Origin of the sequence: Dysgonomonas sp. UBA7630, from assembly GCF_002483985.1 — a bacterium.
Lineage (GTDB): Bacteria > Bacteroidota > Bacteroidia > Bacteroidales > Dysgonomonadaceae > Dysgonomonas.
On the sequence record NZ_DLIY01000017.1, the window covers coordinates 14180 to 32008 of the forward strand.

The window sequence follows — 17829 nt, forward strand, 5'->3', positions numbered from 1 at the left end:
AGAATATAAACCATACTATAAAATATGTATTATCTCGAAGCACACGATGTGGTGAAACAATATGGTAGTCATAGGGCTCTCGATGGCGTAAGCATACAAGTGCCAAAGGGTTGCATCTATGGATTGCTAGGACCTAATGGCGCAGGCAAATCTTCCCTTATCCGCATAATAAATAGGATAACTGCCCCCGATGAAGGACAAGTCTTTATAAATGGAAGGGTGTCGGTAGCCGATGATGTTTTCAATATCGGTTATCTTCCCGAAGAAAGAGGCTTGTACAAGAAAATGAAAGTTGGAGAGCATATTATTTTTCTGGCACAATTGAGAGGCCTCTCGAAAGAAGACGCAGTACAAAAAACTCAATATTGGCTAAAGAAGTTTGATATACTATCTTGGCAAGGAAAGAAAGTGGAGGAACTGTCGAAAGGTATGCAGCAAAAGATACAATTTATTGCTACTGTCATACATGAACCCGATTTGTATATTCTTGATGAGCCTTTCAGCGGATTCGATCCTGTGAATACAGAATTGTTGAAGAAAGAGCTGTTGGATCTGAAAGCAAAGGGCAAAACAATAATTCTATCGACTCATAATATGGAATCGGTAGAGGAATTGTGTGACGAAATATCTCTGATAAATAAGTCTAGAGTTGTATTGAATGGAAATGTGAAGGAAATACGAGCAAGATATAGAAAGCATATTTTCAAACTTCAGGTTGTGGGTGAAACTTTTGATTTGGAATCTTCTCACTTTTCGATATTATCGCAATCAACGGACAGTAATATTACGGAATTACTCATTCAGCGTAATGATGAGGCTTCCAACTCAGAGTTGATACAAGAGATAGCCAAACGCTATGAAGTGGTGACTTTTGAAGAAGTATTGCCTTCGATGAATGATATTTTTATACAAATCGTATCAGAGACAAAACAATGAGAGGATTAAAGCTAATTATACATAGGGAATTTACCTCGAGGGTAAAAACCAAAGCGTTTATCTTGACAACGTTGCTAACCCCATTCTTATTCTTGGGAGTGTCTACTATCCCTGCATTGCTGATGATGTTGAGTAGCAATGATGATATAAACAAAGTGTATGTAATCGATCATACAGGTTCTTACTTTAGTTTGTTTCAGTCTTCTAAGAACTATGAGTTTGTGAAATTATCGGATAGCGATAGTAAGCCGAGCGATAAGCGGACAGCCATATTAGAGATATCGGAAGACCTGAGTGTAAATCCGAATGCAGCAACTTTCTATTCCGAAAAGCAACAGCCTCCTCGTGAGTTGACTGTTTATATCAACAACATACTTACGGATGCTGTTAGAAATAAAAAGATAGATGATTTTACCCAAAGAAGTAATATCGAACCACAACTTGTTGCCGATCTGCAACAAATATTGAAATCGAAAGATCATATTAATGTTTCCACTATCCGTCTCGACGAAGCCGGACAGAAAACCGAAACTCTTGGTCAGGCGGCATCTTTTGTAGGAATGGGACTTACATTGTGTATGTTCTTCTTTATAATGATGTATGGGCAAATGGTGGTGCAAAGTGTTGTAGAAGAGAAAACAAACCGCATCATTGAAGTGATTATTTCATCCGTTAGACCTTTAGATCTGATGATGGGTAAAATAGTTGGAGTAGGATTGGTTGGCTTGCTACAATTGGTTATTTGGCTTGTTATAGGAGGCGGTGCACTTGTTGCTATGCAAATATTCCTCGGGACAAGTGTAGACTCCTCTGCTACAATGGAGGCCCAACAGGCAATAAGTGCAATGGCACAGAATAACTCGGAGATGACTTCTGCTGTTAATAGTATATTGGGTGTCAACTGGCTGCAAGTAGGAATCTGCCTTATATTATATTTTGTGGGAGGATATCTTCTTTTCTCCTCTTTGTATGCCATGTTTGGGTCTGCTGCTAACGATTCGCAAGAGGCTCAGCAGCTGATGATGCCATTGACTATTATATTATTATTAGCCTTTTATACAGGTATTGCAGCATCTCAGAATCCTGAAGGCGCGATGGCCTTTTGGTGTTCGATCATACCATTTACCGCGCCTGTCGTGATGATGGTACGTGCTCCGTTCGAAATATCTATATGGGAGTTGGTCGTGTCAGTTGTTGTGTTGTATGTAACCGCCATATTGATGGTTAAGTTGGCTGCAAAGGTCTATCGTGTCGGTATTCTGATGTATGGTAAGAAAGTAACCTTTGCCGAAATGTTTAAATGGTTGAGATATAAGTAATTTAAGATAAGTTTAGTGAAGCAATCCTGTCATATTTATTTTGGCAGGATTGTTTTTTTTATTATTGCTAATACTTTCCTTAAGCTGTTTTTCCCAAGATATAATGAAGCGAAAGCCGGACAAGAATCGCCCTTTACTTAGAATAAAATAAAAATACAGTAAGTCTATAAGCCGGGTTCTGTACTCTTCAAGAAGAGTGCTTGCCATTTATCTACGCCTGATGTCGCCAACAGGCTCTAGCGACCTACCCCCCGGCATCGGACGAGCAGCCCTACATGCGCCGGTATACATGGTCTTACAACTCGCAAGTGGTACGGCTCTGTATATTGCTATACAGACCGGTGAGCTCTTACCTCACCTTTTCACCCTTACCCCTGATAGGGGCGGTTGTTCTCTGTTACCTTAACTCTGCCCTCACGAACAGCTTCCCATTAAGAAATACGATGCTCTGTGTTGCCCGGACTTTCCTCTTTCTGCCTTGCGGCAGCCAGCGGCAAACCGACCTACTGCAATTTGATGCAAAGATAGTTCATTTTCTTGGAATATATCTTACTGCATTAAGTTTGGATTTGTTCGTTGCTTTGTTTAGTTCTCTTATCCTTATACATGTCGTTGAACTTAGGACGAATTAGTAGACGTAGCGAAACATCATAATTCAGGTAACTCCATACCCAGTCGATGAATACAGAAACCTTATTTCTCATTCCCACAATAGAAAGGATATGTACCAGCAACCACAACCACCAGGCAACCCAGCCTCCAAAGCGGAGTTTCCCGAGGTCGGCAACAGCAGCATTACGCCCAATGGTAGCCAATGAGCCTTTGTCTACATATACAAATCTATCCCAATTGTCCGATTCTCCCTTATTGATATTCTTGGCTAGTTGTTTTGCCATTTGTAGCGCGACTTGAGCTACCTGAGGATGACCGACCGGATAACTTTCGGATGCTTGTAAAGAAGTATCGCCAATTGAGAAAATATCTTTATAGCCATTTACCTGATTGTATTCGTTTACAACCAAACGTCCCCGGTTATATGCCGTTTCGTCAAGACCTGCTAAGCTATTTGGCTTAACCCCTGCCACCCAAAATACATTACGGGAGCGTATTTGCGTGCCGTCAGCAATATTCACATAAGGACTTTCTACCGATTTTACCGATTTCTCCTGATAAACGATAACACCTCTGTCTAGCAATGTTTTTAATGCCGTTTCGGATGCTTGTTCCGACATACCTGCCAGTAGACGGGAACCTGCATTCACTAAGTGGATTTCCATTTTAGTAAAATCTATCTCCGGGTAGTCTCTCGGCAAAACCGTTCTTCTCATGTCGGCTAATGCTCCGGCTAATTCAACACCTGTTGCTCCTCCTCCGACGATAACAAAAGTCAACAATTCTTTTCGTTTTTCTTCGTCTGTTGTGATCAAAGATTCCTCGAAGCTTAGTAGTATCCTGTTTCTCATCAAGAGTGATTCGGATACAGATTTTAGTGAGAATGTATTTTCTATTAGATCTGTATTCCCAAAATAATTTGTATCGCATCCTGTGGCGATAACTAAAAGGTCGTATGTAATGATACCGATATTTGTTTCAATCTTTTTGTCAGATGTATTTACGCTTAAAGCCTCACACATTCTGAAATGAAAGTCTTTGTTTTTCTGAAAGTTCTTTCTGTATGGATAAGATATCGAACTCGGTTCTAATCCCCCGATAGCTACCTGATAGAATAAGGGTTGAAACTGATAGTAATTGTTCTTGTCTATCAGTACTACCTGATAATGATTCTTATCCGCTCTTTTTGCAAGTTCGAGTCCGGCAAACCCTCCTCCGATAATTACCAATCGTTTCTTCTTCCCGGAGTCGGGCAAGTTTGCTTTTATAATCATATTATAGACATATTTAAATTAAAAAACCATCTTACTGATAAGAGTTGATCAGTAAGGTGGTTTTATTTATATATAAAGATAAATTTAATTATCTTTCTTAATTTCCTATTTTGGCTTTAGCTTTCGCTTCCTTTTTTGATTCCCACTTAGCCTTAGCTACTTCGTAAACACCCGGAAGAATAGATACCACAACAATAATAATGACTACCTTGTCGAGATTTTTTTCTACCCATTCGTTACTTCCTATAATAGCACCTAAAGCACAAAAGATAACCACCCATGCTATACCTCCTATAACATTGTAGGAGAAGAAATGTTTATAGCTCATTTTGCCCATACCTGCTACAAAAGGAGCGAAGGTGCGAACAATAGGTACAAAGCGGGCAAGGATGATGGTTTTGCCTCCATGTTTTTCGTAAAACTTGTTTGTTTTTTCAAGATATTCTTGCTTGAATATCTTCGATTTGGGATTGCTAAAGAGCTTTTCTCCAAAGAGACGGCCTATCGAATAATTTACTGCATCTCCTATAACGGCAGCTACAATCAGTATACCGACAAGGTAATAGATATGTAGCGGATTATCGGGACGTACGGCGATAGCCCCTGCTAGAAATAATAAAGAGTCACCCGGTAAAAATGGTGTTACAACCAAACCTGTTTCGCAGAAAATGATCAAAAACAAAATGGCATATACCCATAAGCCATATTCAGTTACCAGCATGTCTAATGTTCCGCCTGTATCTCTTAACAGGTTAAGAAAGAAGTTCCAAACTTCGTGTAAGAATTCCATTTTAATGTTGTGTTACTTAATTTTTATGGTAATACGAGAAATGATGAGATTCGCACCTCATCATTTCCCATTAAATTTTTCACTTAACCAACAAGCCGGCTGCGACTTCATCTCTCTTTGCCTTCCCTGCCAATTGTTCAACAAGGCTTAGCGCAAAATCGATAGTCAGTCCGGGACCTCTTCCGGTAGTTATATTTCCGTCTATTACAACAGCTTTTTCTGTTTGCAATGTAGCTCCTTTCAGGTATTGTTCAAATCCGGGGTAGGCTGTTGCCTTCTTCCCTTCCAAAAGACCTAAGCCTCCTAAGACCATTGGTGAAGCGCAGATTGCAGCAACCTTTTCACCTTTGTTGGCAAAAGCGAGTAGTTCTTTTTTCAAGCCTTCGTGTTCGTTGAACTTTGTTGTGCCTCCCGGTAAAACAAGCATTTCTGCTTTAGAGAAGTCAACCTCGTCGAACATCAGGTCGGCTATTACAGGTATTTGATGACTGGCAACCACTTGTTTGCTGTCAGTCAACGAAACGGTTTTCACATCCAAACCTCCACGGCGAAGAACATCGACTGTGCCAAGAGCTTCAATCTCTTCAAATCCTGTGGTCAGAAATAAAAATATAGTTTTCATATCCATTTAATTTAAATTAAACTTATATGTGATTGTTCCTTTTTGATTGGTGACGGATGACACTGTGTTGAATTTTGTCCTTTTTGCGGCTCTTAGAGCTTCGTTCCGCAGGTTTGTATTTGGTGTATTTGTGCCTTTTCCGATTGTAGCTTCTACTACATCACCTTTAGCATTTACCAATATATCGACAACGACAGTACCGTAATCGTCTACCGAATAGTTCGGTTTGATCAGCCCGCCGCTGCCAAGGCTGCGTCCACCAAGATCGAACGATCCCCAGCCGCCAACTCCTGACGTTTTGCCATAGCTGGCATTTCCTGTTGGTACACCTTGTGTGCCTGTTCCTTCAGTATTGCCTCTGCTGCCGCTGCCTGTTCCATTGCCAAACAGTCCCGCCATTTGGTTGTTGATCTGTCCTTTCTTGGCCGCTTCTTGTTGTGCTACACGGTCAGCTTCAGCTTTCTTCCGCCTTTCGTCTGCTTCTTGCTGTTTCTTTTCTTCCGCTTTTTTCTTAGCTTCTTTTATAGCTACTGTTTCTTCCAGATTTTGAGTAACGGGAGCTTCCTTTGTGTTCGATACTGCCGGTTTTGTTTTGGTTGCAGTATTCTCTACCATCGGGATCGGATCTTCAACCACATTGGGTGAAGTGGCTTCTTCAGTACCAACGTCTCCATTGCCTCTACCAAAGGGCTCATCGTCTCCAAATGCATCGGGTACGTTGCCAAAAATAACAGGAACTCCTCCCAAATCTTCGGCAGTCCTTGCCATTGGTGTCAAATCGAGGGTATAAAAAATAAGAGCTAAGATAATTAGCAAGTGAAATCCGATTGTTGCACCTAGACCTATTATTTTATCCTTCTGAGCTTCCATTTTTAGTCTACTTCAGTTTTTGGTTTCAGGCAATCCTTGTATGCCTTTATTGTATTTTCAAGACCCAAATACAATGCGTCGCTGATAAGGGCATGCCCGATAGAGACTTCATCTATTGTGGGTATATTTTCATATAGATAATTCAAATTTTCGAGACTGAGGTCATGACCTGCATTTAATCCTAGTCCAAGTTTCTTCGCTAATTTGGCCGCAACTACAAAAGGCTCTATGGCAGCTTCTCTGTTTTTGACATAATTGGAGGCATAAGGCTCTGTATATAGCTCAATTCTGTCTGTTCCCGTTTTTGCTGCGGCCTCTATTATTTCGAGCTCTGTGCCAACAAAGATAGATGTGCGTACACCTACAGCCCTGAATGTATCAACCAAATCGGATAGGAATTGTTGATGTTCAACAGTGTCCCAACCTGCATTGGATGTAATCGCATCGGGCTTGTCCGGAACAAGTGTTACTTGTGTGGGACGTATCGTTGTAACAAGGTCTATGAACTTTTGTGAAGGATAACCTTCGATATTAAATTCAGTTCTGATCTTTGCCTTTAAGTCATACACGTCTTTGAATCGAATATGTCTTTCGTCAGGACGAGGATGAACTGTTATACCTTCTGCACCAAATCTTTCGCAATCGATAGCAACTTGTACAACATCAGGAACATTACCTCCTCGAGCATTGCGTAGCGTTGCAATCTTATTAATATTTACACTTAACTTTGTCATGTCAAACCATTAAAAACCGCCGTTCTTCACAAATTGCCAGAGATAGATGTTAATAGATAAAACTTTTTTAGCACCTTTGTGGAACGATATCAAACTACAAATGTAATATGATTTGATGAGAATGTGCGTATCAGTTCCGTTTTATTAACAGCTTAGAAAATCATTTGTTTGTATATAAATAGGTTCCGTTAAAAGTAAATGCGATGAAAATAGCCATATTCGGTAGCAAGCATCAGAAGAAAGAACAGGTCGAAAAGTTATTTGGAATCTTAAACGATAACAACGTAGAAATCTATCTTCAGGAGAAATTCTATTACTACCTAAGAGATTGTCATCACTTGCAATATAGTGTCGCAGGTATTATAAAGAACGATGAGTTCGATGTTGACCTCGTGGTAACAATCGGAGGAGACGGAACATTCCTGCGTACGGCATCCGTAATAGGCAAAAAGAATATTCCGATACTCGGTATAAATGCCGGACGATTAGGCTTTTTGGCAGATGTAGGCGAAGAAGATCTGGAAGCTACCTTCGAAGATGTATTTTCGGGTAACTATCGTATCGAACATCGTAGCCAATTGCATCTGACTACCGAACATAAGATATATCATGGCTTCAACTATGCTCTCAACGAAGTGGCTATTATGAAGCAGGATACCGCTTCGATGATTACTGTGCATGCATATATCAACGACGAATACCTGACCTCGTATGAGGCTGACGGACTTGTTATGGCTACACCTACAGGCTCTACGGCATACTCACTCAGTGTAGGAGGGCCGATAATAGCACCCGATGCTCACAACTTCGTTATTGCTGCCATAGCCCCTCATAGCTTGGGAGACAGACCTTTGGTTATAACAGACGACAGCATTATCACCTTTGATGTAGAAAGCCGTAACAATAGTTTTCTCATCTCATTGGACGGAAGGTCTAATGTATTTCAGGCAGGGACGAAGCTGACTGTAAAGAAGGCAGATTTTACCCTTCAGGTATTAAAACGGAAAGATAATACCTTCTACAAAACGTTGAGAAATAAGCTCATGTGGGGTGTTGATCCCCGACAGAGCTAAGGCCTTCCCGTAAGATTATAAGAACAGGGATTCATGTATAATCTCTCCGACTGTAGGATGAGGGAATACAATCTTTTGAAACTCTTCTATAGTAAATCCTTTTTCGATAGCAATGCCGGCTATAACCACCAGTTCCGAGGCGGGATTACCCAACATGTGGCAACCTATGATTTTTGAATCTTCGCCGATGATCAGTTTGCAAACGCCATTTCCCAGTTCATTCTCAGCCACAAAGCGTCCCGAATATGCCATTGGTAGCTTGTGGGCAGTGTATTTTATACCTTTAGCCGTAAGCTCTTCTTCTGTTTGTCCTACTCCTGCAATCTCAGGGTTGGTATATACCACTCCCGGTATTGCCTTGTAGCTCATGCTGTCGGTCTTACCCAGTATATGATTGATGGCTACCTCTCCTTCACGTACCGCAGTATGTGCCAGGAGTGAATATCCTGTAATATCTCCGCATGCATATATATTGGGGTGAGATGTCTGCATATTCTCATTCACTTTCACGCCGTTTCTGAACAACTCGATATTTAGCTTATCCAGATTTAGGTTTGCTGTAACAGGGCGTCGTCCTGTACTCAATAATATCTGAGAGGCTTCGATTGTCGATTGTACCCCGTCTTTTTCGATAATAATCTGACCGTCTTTTATTTCAACGACCTTGGTGTTCAGGTGAAAGTCGATACCTTTCTTGGTGTATTCTGCACGAAGCATGGCAGATAGTTCTTTGTCCATTGCTCCGAGTATTTCGGGTAACATTTCTATTACTGTCACTTTTACTCCCAGACTATTAAAGAATGAAGCAAATTCGACACCGATAACTCCCCCTCCGATAACGGCTAAAGATTCCGGTACGCCTTTATTGTCTAACGCTTCTTTCGATGTCCAGTACCCTGATTCGCTGAGTCCCTTGATGGGAGGAATAATTGTTTCAGAGCCTGTAGATAACAATACCTTTGCTGCGGTAATCGTTTCACCGTTGCATGATATGACGATATTACGCTCTCCGTCTTCCCCTTCGATAGTTGCTTCGCCTATGATTACTGTTACATCATGAGCAGCCATTTTCTGTTTGATGCCGGCTACCAGCTTACGCACTGTTTTTTGTTTGCGGGCAATTATTTTAGGCAGATCGAAAGTTGGGCTTCCTTCTACGCCGACTCCATACTTTGCAGAGTTTTTTACATTATCTAGGGTCTTTGCCGAGTATAGAAGTGTTTTGGTAGGGATGCAACCTTCATTGAGGCATACGCCACCCAATGCATTTCTTTCAAATAATACAGTTTTTAATCCGTTGGCAGAAGCTCTTTCGGCTGCGGTATAACCTGCGGGCCCTCCTCCAATAATAGCAACATCGTATAAAGTCATATTCTAATTATATAGTAAAAAAAGTAACAAGGTTACAAAAATAATTGATATTCATTTTCAGTATCTTATGAGCAAAAGGTGACAAAAGTGACAGTTTTATCGCTGTCTTTATCTGTTACCTTTTTATCCTCTGTGCCTACTCTCATAAAGATAAAATCTTATTGTTTTTATACAAGACGAGTTTGTCATATTATAAGATATAGCAACATGGTAAAGATAGGGAATTTAGTGATTTGTTCCTCCCAATAGAAGTTAGATTATTCGACCTTCTATTGTTTTTTGCTTTACATTCCTTAAATACATCGTCTCAGCTTATTTGTGTGAAAGATGTCTACTCTTTCAATGTTATCACCTTTCCCCTGTAATTATAATTAATCTTTATATACCTGAAAGTAGGTGTTTTTTCTATTCAAAATCATTATTTATGGTGATTGTAGCTTTTTGTACTGATTTATATTTTTGTGCCGAAAAAGCAGTGTTTATTTTTATATAAACGAGTAAGCAAATTAAGGAGACAAAAAATGCCGGGCTCATCCCAAAGGATAACTAAAATATCTATAATCTTTTGATAGTAGAAATAAACTTTGTTTACGTATATCTGAAACATACGTGTGTTAAGCTGATTAACATACAAAATTATTATCATAAAATTACTTACAAATGCAACAACAACGTATTTCTTTACGCCTGTTCGGTATAATGTTTTTGCTTATGGGCATTGTCATATCATTGTCAGCACAGCAAAAATCGGCTGTTATAAGTGGTCGGGTATTTACTTCTGATGGAAAACCAGCTTCTAACGTTAGTATAACGATAGAAGAATTACATAGGAGCGAGATGTCGAATTCTCAAGGATTCTATAAGATATCAGGCGTTCATGCCGGACGTTACACGCTCTTGTTCTCATCTGTGGGACTGCAATTGTCTAAAGTTGAAGTCGCTGTAGAGTCAGGCAAAGATCTACAGGTTCAGGATGTTTTCTTGAACGAAACGACCGAAAATCTGCAAGAGATAGAAATTATAGCAACCAAGAAGAACCCATTTGCCGAAAAAATAAGCGCATCGGTTGCTAAACTCCCTCTTGCCGACTTGGAAAATCCACAGGTATATAATACAATCAACAAGACGGTTATTAAAGAACAAGTCGTTACAAGCCTCAATACAGCATTGAAAAATGCGACAGGTATAACCCGATTGTGGGAAAGTACCGGACGTGCAGGGGATGGTGCGGAATATTACACCATGCGCGGATTTTCTTTGCAACCTACTATTGTGAATGGTGTGGCTAACATCAGTAACGGAGCTTTGGATCCGGCAAATGTGGAAAATATAGAGGTGGTAAAAGGTCCTTCGGGAACACTTTACGGTGGAAACCTTATTTATTATGGTGGTCTGATCAATGTTGTTACCAAGAAACCGTATGATACTTTTGGCGGAGAGTTTGGTTACATTACAGGTAGTTATGGGTTAAATAGAGTAACAGCGGATGTAAACACTCCCTTGAGCGACAAAGCCAGTATGAGGATAAATGGAGCTTACCATTATGAAAATACATTTCAGGATAATGGTTATTCAAAATCATTTTTTATAGCTCCTAGCTTTAAGTTTAAGGCTTCAGATCGCTTGACTTTCTTTATTAATACGGAATATAAATCGTTGGAGAGAACAACAGCTCCTATGATTTTCTTATACCGTTCTGCTCCCGTTACTTTCTCAAATATGGATTTGTTTGAAAAGAACTATAAGAAATCATATACAAGTAATCGTCTTGCTCTCAACAATCCGACCTATGGTATGCAAGCTCAGGCTTTATATAAAATCAATGAAAACTGGAACTCGCAGACCATTGTAGCTGCCAGCAATACAAAATCGGACGGGTATTATCAATATTTATGGGATAATGTAAATGGTAGCGATTTTACACGCTACATCTCCAGATTAAATTCTTCTACCGATGCTATAAATGTTCAGCAAAATTTTACAGGAGATCATAAGTTTGGTAACATGCGTAACAGAGTTGTTTTTGGTCTAGATTATTTACAGAAAGAATATCAGGATAATAGTTATGCTTGGGTTGCAAACGGCGTAGTGTCGCTTGCCAATCAGACAGATACAGGCGTGCTTACCGCTACCGGAGTGGATGCTCTCTTGGCTGCTGATCCGGGAAGTGTATCCAATTCTACCGTTAAGATCTGGAGTGCCTATTTGTCTGATGTTGTCAACTTTACTCCTCAACTGTCTGCATTAGTAGGACTTCGTTTGGATAACTATTCAGCATCAACTTCGTGGAAAACTAAAGACGTGAAAAATCAGGTAACCTTCTCTCAAAAATTAGGCCTTGTTTACCAGCCAATTTTACAACATCTTTCTTTGTTTGCCAATTATATGAATGGTTTTCAAAATCTTGAACCTGTAACGCAGCACGATGGTTCGGGTAATACTTCTATGAAGATATTGAAACCAGAGAAAGCAAATCAGTGGGAAGTGGGTGTGAAAAGCAATCTGTATAGCGATAGAGTTTCGTTGACTGTAAGTTACTATGACATCAAAGTTTCTAACAAAACGATGGCTGATCCGGCGAATGTGTTGAATGTAATTCAAGGTGGAGTGGTAAAAAGCAGAGGGGTAGAAGTAAGCCTTATCGCCAATCCTGTTGTAGGGTTGAATATGATTGCGGGTTATAGCCACAATTACAATAAGATAACAAAGGATGCTGCCGATGGCGATTATATCGGTCTAAGATCGGAAGAGTCAGGTCCGGCAAACTTGTTTAATGCATGGGTAAGCTACAAATTGACTACAGGTTCACTGAAAGGGTGGGGAATAGGCGCAGGTGCTAACTACGCATCAGAATATAAAACACTCAACCGACACTCAACCGGTAGTTTCACTTTACCAAGTTATACTATTTTCAATGCATTGGTTTCTTATAATGGAGATAACTATACTATCAGTTTGAAAGGGGATAACCTCGCCAATAAAAAATATTATGGAGGATGGAGTACAGTTACACCGCAGAAATTGCGTACCATATCTCTTGCATTGAATTATAGATTCTAAGAAATAATGAGGTTGTCCCAAAAGTAATATTTTAATAATAAAAATTACTTTTGGGATACCTTCTTTAAATTTTCTAATAAAAAAAACTCTCATGACATTCAAAAAGATAGCTTATCAACTGCATCTTTACCTGGGGCTTATCTCCGGGCTTGTTTTTTTTATTGTATGCCTGACGGGAGCTATTTGGGCATTAAAGCTGAATGGATGGGTAGATCAGGAAAAACTGCCCGAAGTATCGCAAGGCAAACATACGACGGTTGTTCGGCCCTCATCGGTAATAGAAGTTGCCAAGAAAGAATTTAAAGATAAAACACCTGATTATATAGAGTATTCGGAAGATGCGCCAATTAAAGCAACTTTCCGTGGACAAGGGTATAATTATTCGCTGCAAATGGATCCTTATACGGGTAAAGTGATATCGGTGAAAGGCGCTGAAGGTTCTTCTGGTTACGACTTCTGGGATTTCATTGGTATGGGGCACTTTTCACTTTGGCTTCCTTACAGTATAGGGCAACCCATTGTAGGTTATTCTACATTGGTTTTTGTGATTGTAATAATCACAGGACTTATTCTTTGGATGAGCCATCCGGCATGGCCAAGTATGATATGGCAAACATATACTTACGATTACGAAACACCGGGATCTTATTTCGGAGCAAAAAAAGCATGCGAGCCTATTCACATACAAATGAATTTACCGGAAAATGATGTTATGATTATTAATACAACATTGAATGATTATAAATCTGTAACAGCAGGCCTGCGCTTCATCGATTTTCAAGGAAAAGAATTATATAAGAAGAATATAAAATTAGACGCAAAAGCAAACTCAGCAACTAAATGTTTTGTTCCCGAAAAAGGAAATAACTTACCTCAGTTGTATCTGGCACGCCTTGAACTAAAAGATGCAAAAGGGAAAGTGCTATCAATCAATGATTACTGGATGACAAATGGAGATAAAAAATCATACGAAGCCATAAATACGTTACCGTCAACAACTGTAACTATTAAAACCATCAGCAACAAAGGTAAAACATGGGTAGAGGTATCAAATCCATCAAAAACATTAGCAGTTGCGGTAAAACTAAATGTAGTAGACAAAAACTCTAAAGAGATATTACTCCCTGCTTACTTCTCTGATGGATATATCAACCTGCTAGGTGGCGAAAAAAGATTAATAGAATTGGATATACCTAAAAGTATCACCAACTACAGCATCGTAGCCGAAGGTTACAATACAAAAAGTAAATAGTAATTTATCTATTATCAGATAATAAATGTAACACAAAAGGTGACAAATAAGAATGAGTGAAAACCTGTTACTTTTGTCACCTTTTTTAGATAATACCCTGTCACCCAGTGTAACAAAAAAACATACAAATGAAAAGAATACTATTAACAATAAGCATAGCACTAGTAACAGCCAGCCTGTCTGCTCAAACAGATCCTGTTGACTATGTAAATCCATTTATAGGAACAACAAACTACGGAACAACGAACCCCGGAGCGATGTGTCCTCAAGGATTTATGTCGGTAACACCGTTCAACGTGATGGGTTCGCCCGAAAACAAAAGGGACAAAGACACCGGATGGTGGTCTACTCCCTATTCGTACGACAATAGCGTATTTACGGGTTATGCGCATGTCAACCTCAGTGGTGTGGGATGCCCCGATATGAGTAGTCTACTCTTGATGCCTATAAGCGGCGAACTGGAAGTAGATTATAAAAAATACGGGAGTAAGTACAAAGATGAAAAAGCAACACCGGGATATTATACTAATTTCTTGACCAAGTACAATATCAAAACTGAAGTTAGTGCAACACCTCGAGTAGGTATAGCTCGTTTCACATTCCCTAAAGGTCAGAATCACATTTTGCTCAATTTAGGAGAAGGTCTCACAAACGAAACAGGCGCAATGGTTCGTAAAGTAAACGATACTGAGATAGAGGGAACGAAACTACTTGGAACATTCTGCTATACTCAAAATCAAGCTGTATTTCCTATTTACTTTGTGATGCGTGTAAGCAAAGCCCCACAAAAATCGGGTTACTGGAAATTCCAACGCCCCGGAGGAGACTGGGAAAAAGATTGGAACAAAGATGCAGGAACATATAAGATTTATACAAAATACGAAAAGGAAATAGCCGGCGATGATGTAGGAGCTTACTTCACTTTCGACTGCACAGAAGGAGAAACGGTAGAAGTGCAAATGGGAGTTTCTTTTGTAAGCATGGAAAACGCACGCCAGAACCTCGAAAAGGAACAACCAAAACCCGACTTCGATGCTATCCGTCTTGCAGCACGCAAAATGTGGAACGACGACCTCTCACGCATCCTTGTAGAAGGAGGCTCGGAAGACCAAAAGGTAGTATTCTACACAGGGCTTTACCACATGCTTATCCACCCGAATATCTTACAGGATGTAAACGGACAATACCCGGCAATGGAAAGCTCGGAGATAAAAACAACGAAAGAAAACCGCTATACCGTATATTCATTGTGGGACACCTATCGCAACCTGCACCAGATGATGACCCTCTTGTATCCCGATCGTCAGTTGCAGATGGTACGCACCATGATAGATATGTATAAAGAGTCGGGCTGGATGCCAAAGTGGGAATTATATTCTCGCGAATCGCTAACAATGGAAGGAGACCCTGCCATCCCTGTAATTACAGACACATGGATGAAAGGATTAAGAGACTTTGATATCAATACAGCATACGAGGCGTTCATAAAGTCTGCAACTACTCCGGGACCTCAAAACTTACTTCGTCCCGATAATGATGATTATATGAAACTGGGCTATGTGCCACTAAGAGAAAAATATGACAATTCAGTTTCTCATGCCTTAGAGTATTATATGGCAGACTGGACATTAGCCGAATTGGCAAACTCTTTGGGCAAAAAAGAAGATGCAGAAAAGTTTTATAAACGTTCGCTAGGCTATAAGCATTACTACAGCAAAGAATATGGTACATTCAGACCAATCTTGCCTAACGGAGAATTCTTAACTCCTTTCAGCCCATTACAAGGTGCGAATTTCGAACCTAATCCGGGTTTCCACGAAGGGAATGCGTGGAATTATACATTTGCTGTTCCGCACGATATACAGGGACTTATCAAGCTGATGGGAGGCAAGAAAAGCTTTGTAGATAAGCTACAAGCTGTATTCGATAATGGTTATTTCGATGTAACAAATGAGCCTGACATACACTATCCGTACCTGTTTAGCCAGATCAAAGGAGAAGAATGGCGTACACAAAAGCTTGTGACAGAGATACTAGCCAAGCATTTCACAAATACACCGGGAGGACTTCCGGGCAATGATGACACAGGTACTATATCGGGCTGGGCTGTATTCAGCATGATGGGAATGTATCCCGAATGTCCGGGAAAACCTGACTATACACTGACGACTCCTACATTCAGCAAAATAACAATCAAACTTGATCCGAAGTACTATAAGTCGGATAAGGTTGTTATTAATGTGATTAAACCTCAGGATGTAGCGGCAAATTATATAAAAGAAGTGAGAGTTGACGGCAAAACATTGAATGGATATGCTCTATCTCATGAAGCGTTGACAGGAGCTAAAGAAATTACCTATATACTGAAACCAAGTAAATAAGATACAATATCATTCTAAGGGAGTGAAGAAGGATATTCTTCACTCCCTTTAGATTTATAAAGAATTATAAGTTGCTCTTAAATCTCTCGAACTCATTCTTAGACCTGTTCACACAATCTTCCAAAGACAAACCGTAGTAGTAATTGCCCAACAGATAAACACTATTGTTCTTTCGCATAGCTTGTACTTTCTCATCCATATGCAAATGCTCCAATCGCATTGCAGGCAAACTATGCTCTATGGATGAAATCTCTATTATATCAGATTGGTGAATATTCAATACATTGCATATTAGCTCCAGCTTTTCTTTCTCTGATTTTTTGCCTTTCTCAAAGTGAAAAGTAAAGCTTCTATACTCGTCATTCTCTATCAGATCTCTGGATACTGCCGAAAGGAAGTCGTCTGACAAAGGAATAATACCTGCTATTTGTTTCAGCTCTATTTTATCTTTCTTTATAGTAATGTTCAAAGATTCGGAAGCAAATATCGGGATGGAGGATAACAATCTGGCTAACTCGGGTTCTATATTCTTAAGCATACTAGAGCTCACTTTCGGATTTGCCGCCATAGCAATATTTCGTGCATAAAAGATTTGCCCGCTTGCTGTTGAAAGCAAAAAGACATCGCCTTCTTTCTTTATATCAATCACTTCACTTAAAGTATTGACTTCAAGATCTCCGCTCTCTACTACTGCATTGATAAAGGACGATAAGCCACCTTTGAATGTAAAACGTCGTGAAATTTCCTTTTCTCTTTTGTCTCTCTTCTTAAGAAATATTTCCGCAGGATAATCATCCGCCGGTTGACAGATCACAGCTTTGAAGGCATTCGTAAAGAGCCGGTCATAATTAGAAGCCCCTACGATAGGACGAAAATATTCGCGGGTAGTTTTTCCTGCTTTGTCTGAAAAGAAATACTTCGGAAAGTGAAGTAGACATGATAGCTTGGATACTTCAGACATAATACTTTTTATCTTACCCGAAGTATAGAGCACATAACTGAATTTTCCGAGAGGAACTATTATGTCTGTTCTTCGTATTTCTTTCACGATAGATAACAGGCTGGTATATGAATTGTAGCAAGTATGAGACCCAAGCTCGTACCAGAAGTCTGGTTGAACAGAAAGATGTCCTGTCTGCAATTGCCCTCCGGTATTCTTATTTTTCTCCAAGACCAATACGGCTTTACCTTCTTTTTTCAGATAGTGTGCAAAAGTAACCCCACTTATGCCTCCTCCTACAACGATACAATCATATACTTTTTGGCTCATGCTCTTCATTTTTTTTACTCTATACAAATATACAAGGAATGTATGAAATAAAGATATTTTACATTCTAACCATACCCTCAAAAAAGCTATTCAATATTACCTGTTTATACTTTAGGCATTTTTCATCTCAGCTAATAGACTGCAAGTCAAAACCAAAGAGATAAATTCTTTAATAATTATTTTCATTTTAAGGATTCGACTACTCTTATTTTGCAATGAGTATCCAAATATTTTTCTTACTTTTGTCCTTTCTTTTTAGAGTCTA

The 17829-nt window shown here is 39.6% G+C and carries 13 protein-coding genes and 1 other RNA gene; 6 read left to right on the forward strand and 8 right to left on the reverse strand.

Annotated elements, in window-relative coordinates; all coding sequences use genetic code 11:
• Positions 1 to 24: 24 nt before the first annotated feature.
• Both B3P17_RS06950 and B3P17_RS06955 read left to right on the forward strand, forming a co-directional pair.
• On the forward strand, positions 25 to 936 hold the full coding sequence (locus tag B3P17_RS06950; RefSeq protein WP_252638296.1) for an ABC transporter ATP-binding protein: 912 nt from the start codon (positions 25 to 27) through the stop codon (positions 934 to 936).
• Positions 933 to 2255, forward strand: a complete 1323-nt coding sequence (locus tag B3P17_RS06955) for an ABC transporter permease (RefSeq protein ID WP_252638295.1) — start codon at positions 933 to 935, stop codon at positions 2253 to 2255. The genes B3P17_RS06950 and B3P17_RS06955 overlap by 4 nt, the downstream gene beginning before the upstream one ends.
• Positions 2256 to 2406: 151 nt before the next feature.
• Here B3P17_RS06955 and rnpB read toward each other — a convergent pair.
• The 6 genes from rnpB to B3P17_RS06985 all read right to left on the reverse strand — a co-directional run bounded on the left by rnpB (position 2407) and on the right by B3P17_RS06985 (position 7157).
• An RNA gene (gene rnpB, locus B3P17_RS06960) (RNase P RNA component class A) lies at positions 2407 to 2765 on the reverse strand.
• Between the two features lie 47 nt (positions 2766 to 2812).
• Positions 2813 to 4141 carry an NAD(P)/FAD-dependent oxidoreductase gene (locus B3P17_RS06965; RefSeq protein WP_291104688.1) on the reverse strand — a complete coding sequence of 443 codons (1329 nt, stop codon included), beginning with the start codon at positions 4139 to 4141 and terminating at the stop codon, positions 2813 to 2815.
• Between the two features lie 97 nt (positions 4142 to 4238).
• Complete coding sequence (locus B3P17_RS06970; RefSeq protein ID WP_135103443.1) at positions 4239 to 4931, reverse strand: DedA family protein; 693 nt, start codon at positions 4929 to 4931, stop codon at positions 4239 to 4241.
• A gap of 79 nt (positions 4932 to 5010) precedes the next feature.
• Positions 5011 to 5553, reverse strand: coding sequence for a DJ-1 family glyoxalase III (locus B3P17_RS06975; protein ID WP_252638293.1), 543 nt, complete (start codon positions 5551 to 5553; stop codon positions 5011 to 5013).
• 6 nt (positions 5554 to 5559) lie between these two features.
• Entirely contained in the window at positions 5560 to 6423 is an 864-nt protein-coding gene (locus B3P17_RS06980; RefSeq protein ID WP_291104692.1) for an energy transducer TonB family protein, read from the reverse strand.
• Positions 6424 to 6425: 2 nt separating this feature from the next.
• A complete protein-coding gene (locus tag B3P17_RS06985; RefSeq protein ID WP_252638291.1) occupies positions 6426 to 7157 on the reverse strand; it encodes a pyridoxine 5'-phosphate synthase in 732 nt (243 codons plus the stop codon).
• Between the two features lie 203 nt (positions 7158 to 7360).
• On the opposite strand from B3P17_RS06985, the gene B3P17_RS06990 reads away from it, so the two are divergent.
• Positions 7361 to 8230, forward strand: a complete 870-nt coding sequence (locus B3P17_RS06990; RefSeq protein ID WP_252638290.1) for an NAD kinase — start codon at positions 7361 to 7363, stop codon at positions 8228 to 8230.
• A gap of 15 nt (positions 8231 to 8245) precedes the next feature.
• Here the strand turns inward: B3P17_RS06990 and lpdA are convergent, their stop codons facing one another.
• The gene (gene lpdA / locus B3P17_RS06995) at positions 8246 to 9601 is read right to left on the reverse strand and encodes a dihydrolipoyl dehydrogenase (RefSeq protein ID WP_252638289.1); all 1356 of its coding nucleotides are present in this window, start codon (positions 9599 to 9601) and stop codon (positions 8246 to 8248) included.
• 660 nt (positions 9602 to 10261) lie between these two features.
• Here lpdA and B3P17_RS07000 point away from each other — a divergent pair.
• From B3P17_RS07000 to B3P17_RS07010, 3 genes are all read left to right on the forward strand, one after another.
• Positions 10262 to 12661 (forward strand): TonB-dependent receptor, encoded by a 2400-nt coding sequence (locus B3P17_RS07000; protein WP_291104698.1) that lies wholly within the window; start codon positions 10262 to 10264, stop codon positions 12659 to 12661.
• A 91-nt stretch (positions 12662 to 12752) separates the two neighbouring features.
• Positions 12753 to 13913, forward strand: coding sequence for a PepSY domain-containing protein (locus tag B3P17_RS07005; RefSeq protein WP_291104701.1), 1161 nt, complete (start codon positions 12753 to 12755; stop codon positions 13911 to 13913).
• Between the two features lie 128 nt (positions 13914 to 14041).
• Entirely contained in the window at positions 14042 to 16294 is a 2253-nt protein-coding gene (locus tag B3P17_RS07010; RefSeq protein WP_252637222.1) for a GH92 family glycosyl hydrolase, read from the forward strand.
• Positions 16295 to 16358: 64 nt separating this feature from the next.
• On the opposite strand, the gene B3P17_RS07015 is transcribed toward B3P17_RS07010, so the two are convergent.
• Positions 16359 to 17564 carry an FAD-dependent oxidoreductase gene (locus B3P17_RS07015; protein ID WP_252637220.1) on the reverse strand — a complete coding sequence of 402 codons (1206 nt, stop codon included), beginning with the start codon at positions 17562 to 17564 and terminating at the stop codon, positions 16359 to 16361.
• Between the last annotated feature and the right edge of the window lie 265 nt (positions 17565 to 17829).

Coding starts and splice junctions, on each gene's coding strand:
- B3P17_RS06965 (WP_291104688.1), bottom strand. CDS start 4,141: ATGATTATAAAAGCAAACTTGCCCGACTCCGGGAAGAAGAAACGATTG.
- B3P17_RS06950 (WP_252638296.1), top strand. CDS start 25: ATGTATTATCTCGAAGCACACGATGTGGTGAAACAATATGGTAGTCAT.
- lpdA (WP_252638289.1), bottom strand. CDS start 9,601: ATGACTTTATACGATGTTGCTATTATTGGAGGAGGGCCCGCAGGTTAT.
- B3P17_RS06975 (WP_252638293.1), bottom strand. CDS start 5,553: ATGAAAACTATATTTTTATTTCTGACCACAGGATTTGAAGAGATTGAA.
- B3P17_RS06955 (WP_252638295.1), top strand. CDS start 933: ATGAGAGGATTAAAGCTAATTATACATAGGGAATTTACCTCGAGGGTA.
- B3P17_RS07000 (WP_291104698.1), top strand. CDS start 10,262: ATGCAACAACAACGTATTTCTTTACGCCTGTTCGGTATAATGTTTTTG.
- B3P17_RS06985 (WP_252638291.1), bottom strand. CDS start 7,157: ATGACAAAGTTAAGTGTAAATATTAATAAGATTGCAACGCTACGCAAT.
- B3P17_RS07010 (WP_252637222.1), top strand. CDS start 14,042: ATGAAAAGAATACTATTAACAATAAGCATAGCACTAGTAACAGCCAGC.
- B3P17_RS07005 (WP_291104701.1), top strand. CDS start 12,753: ATGACATTCAAAAAGATAGCTTATCAACTGCATCTTTACCTGGGGCTT.
- B3P17_RS07015 (WP_252637220.1), bottom strand. CDS start 17,564: ATGAGCCAAAAAGTATATGATTGTATCGTTGTAGGAGGAGGCATAAGT.
- B3P17_RS06980 (WP_291104692.1), bottom strand. CDS start 6,423: ATGGAAGCTCAGAAGGATAAAATAATAGGTCTAGGTGCAACAATCGGA.
- B3P17_RS06990 (WP_252638290.1), top strand. CDS start 7,361: ATGAAAATAGCCATATTCGGTAGCAAGCATCAGAAGAAAGAACAGGTC.
- B3P17_RS06970 (WP_135103443.1), bottom strand. CDS start 4,931: ATGGAATTCTTACACGAAGTTTGGAACTTCTTTCTTAACCTGTTAAGA.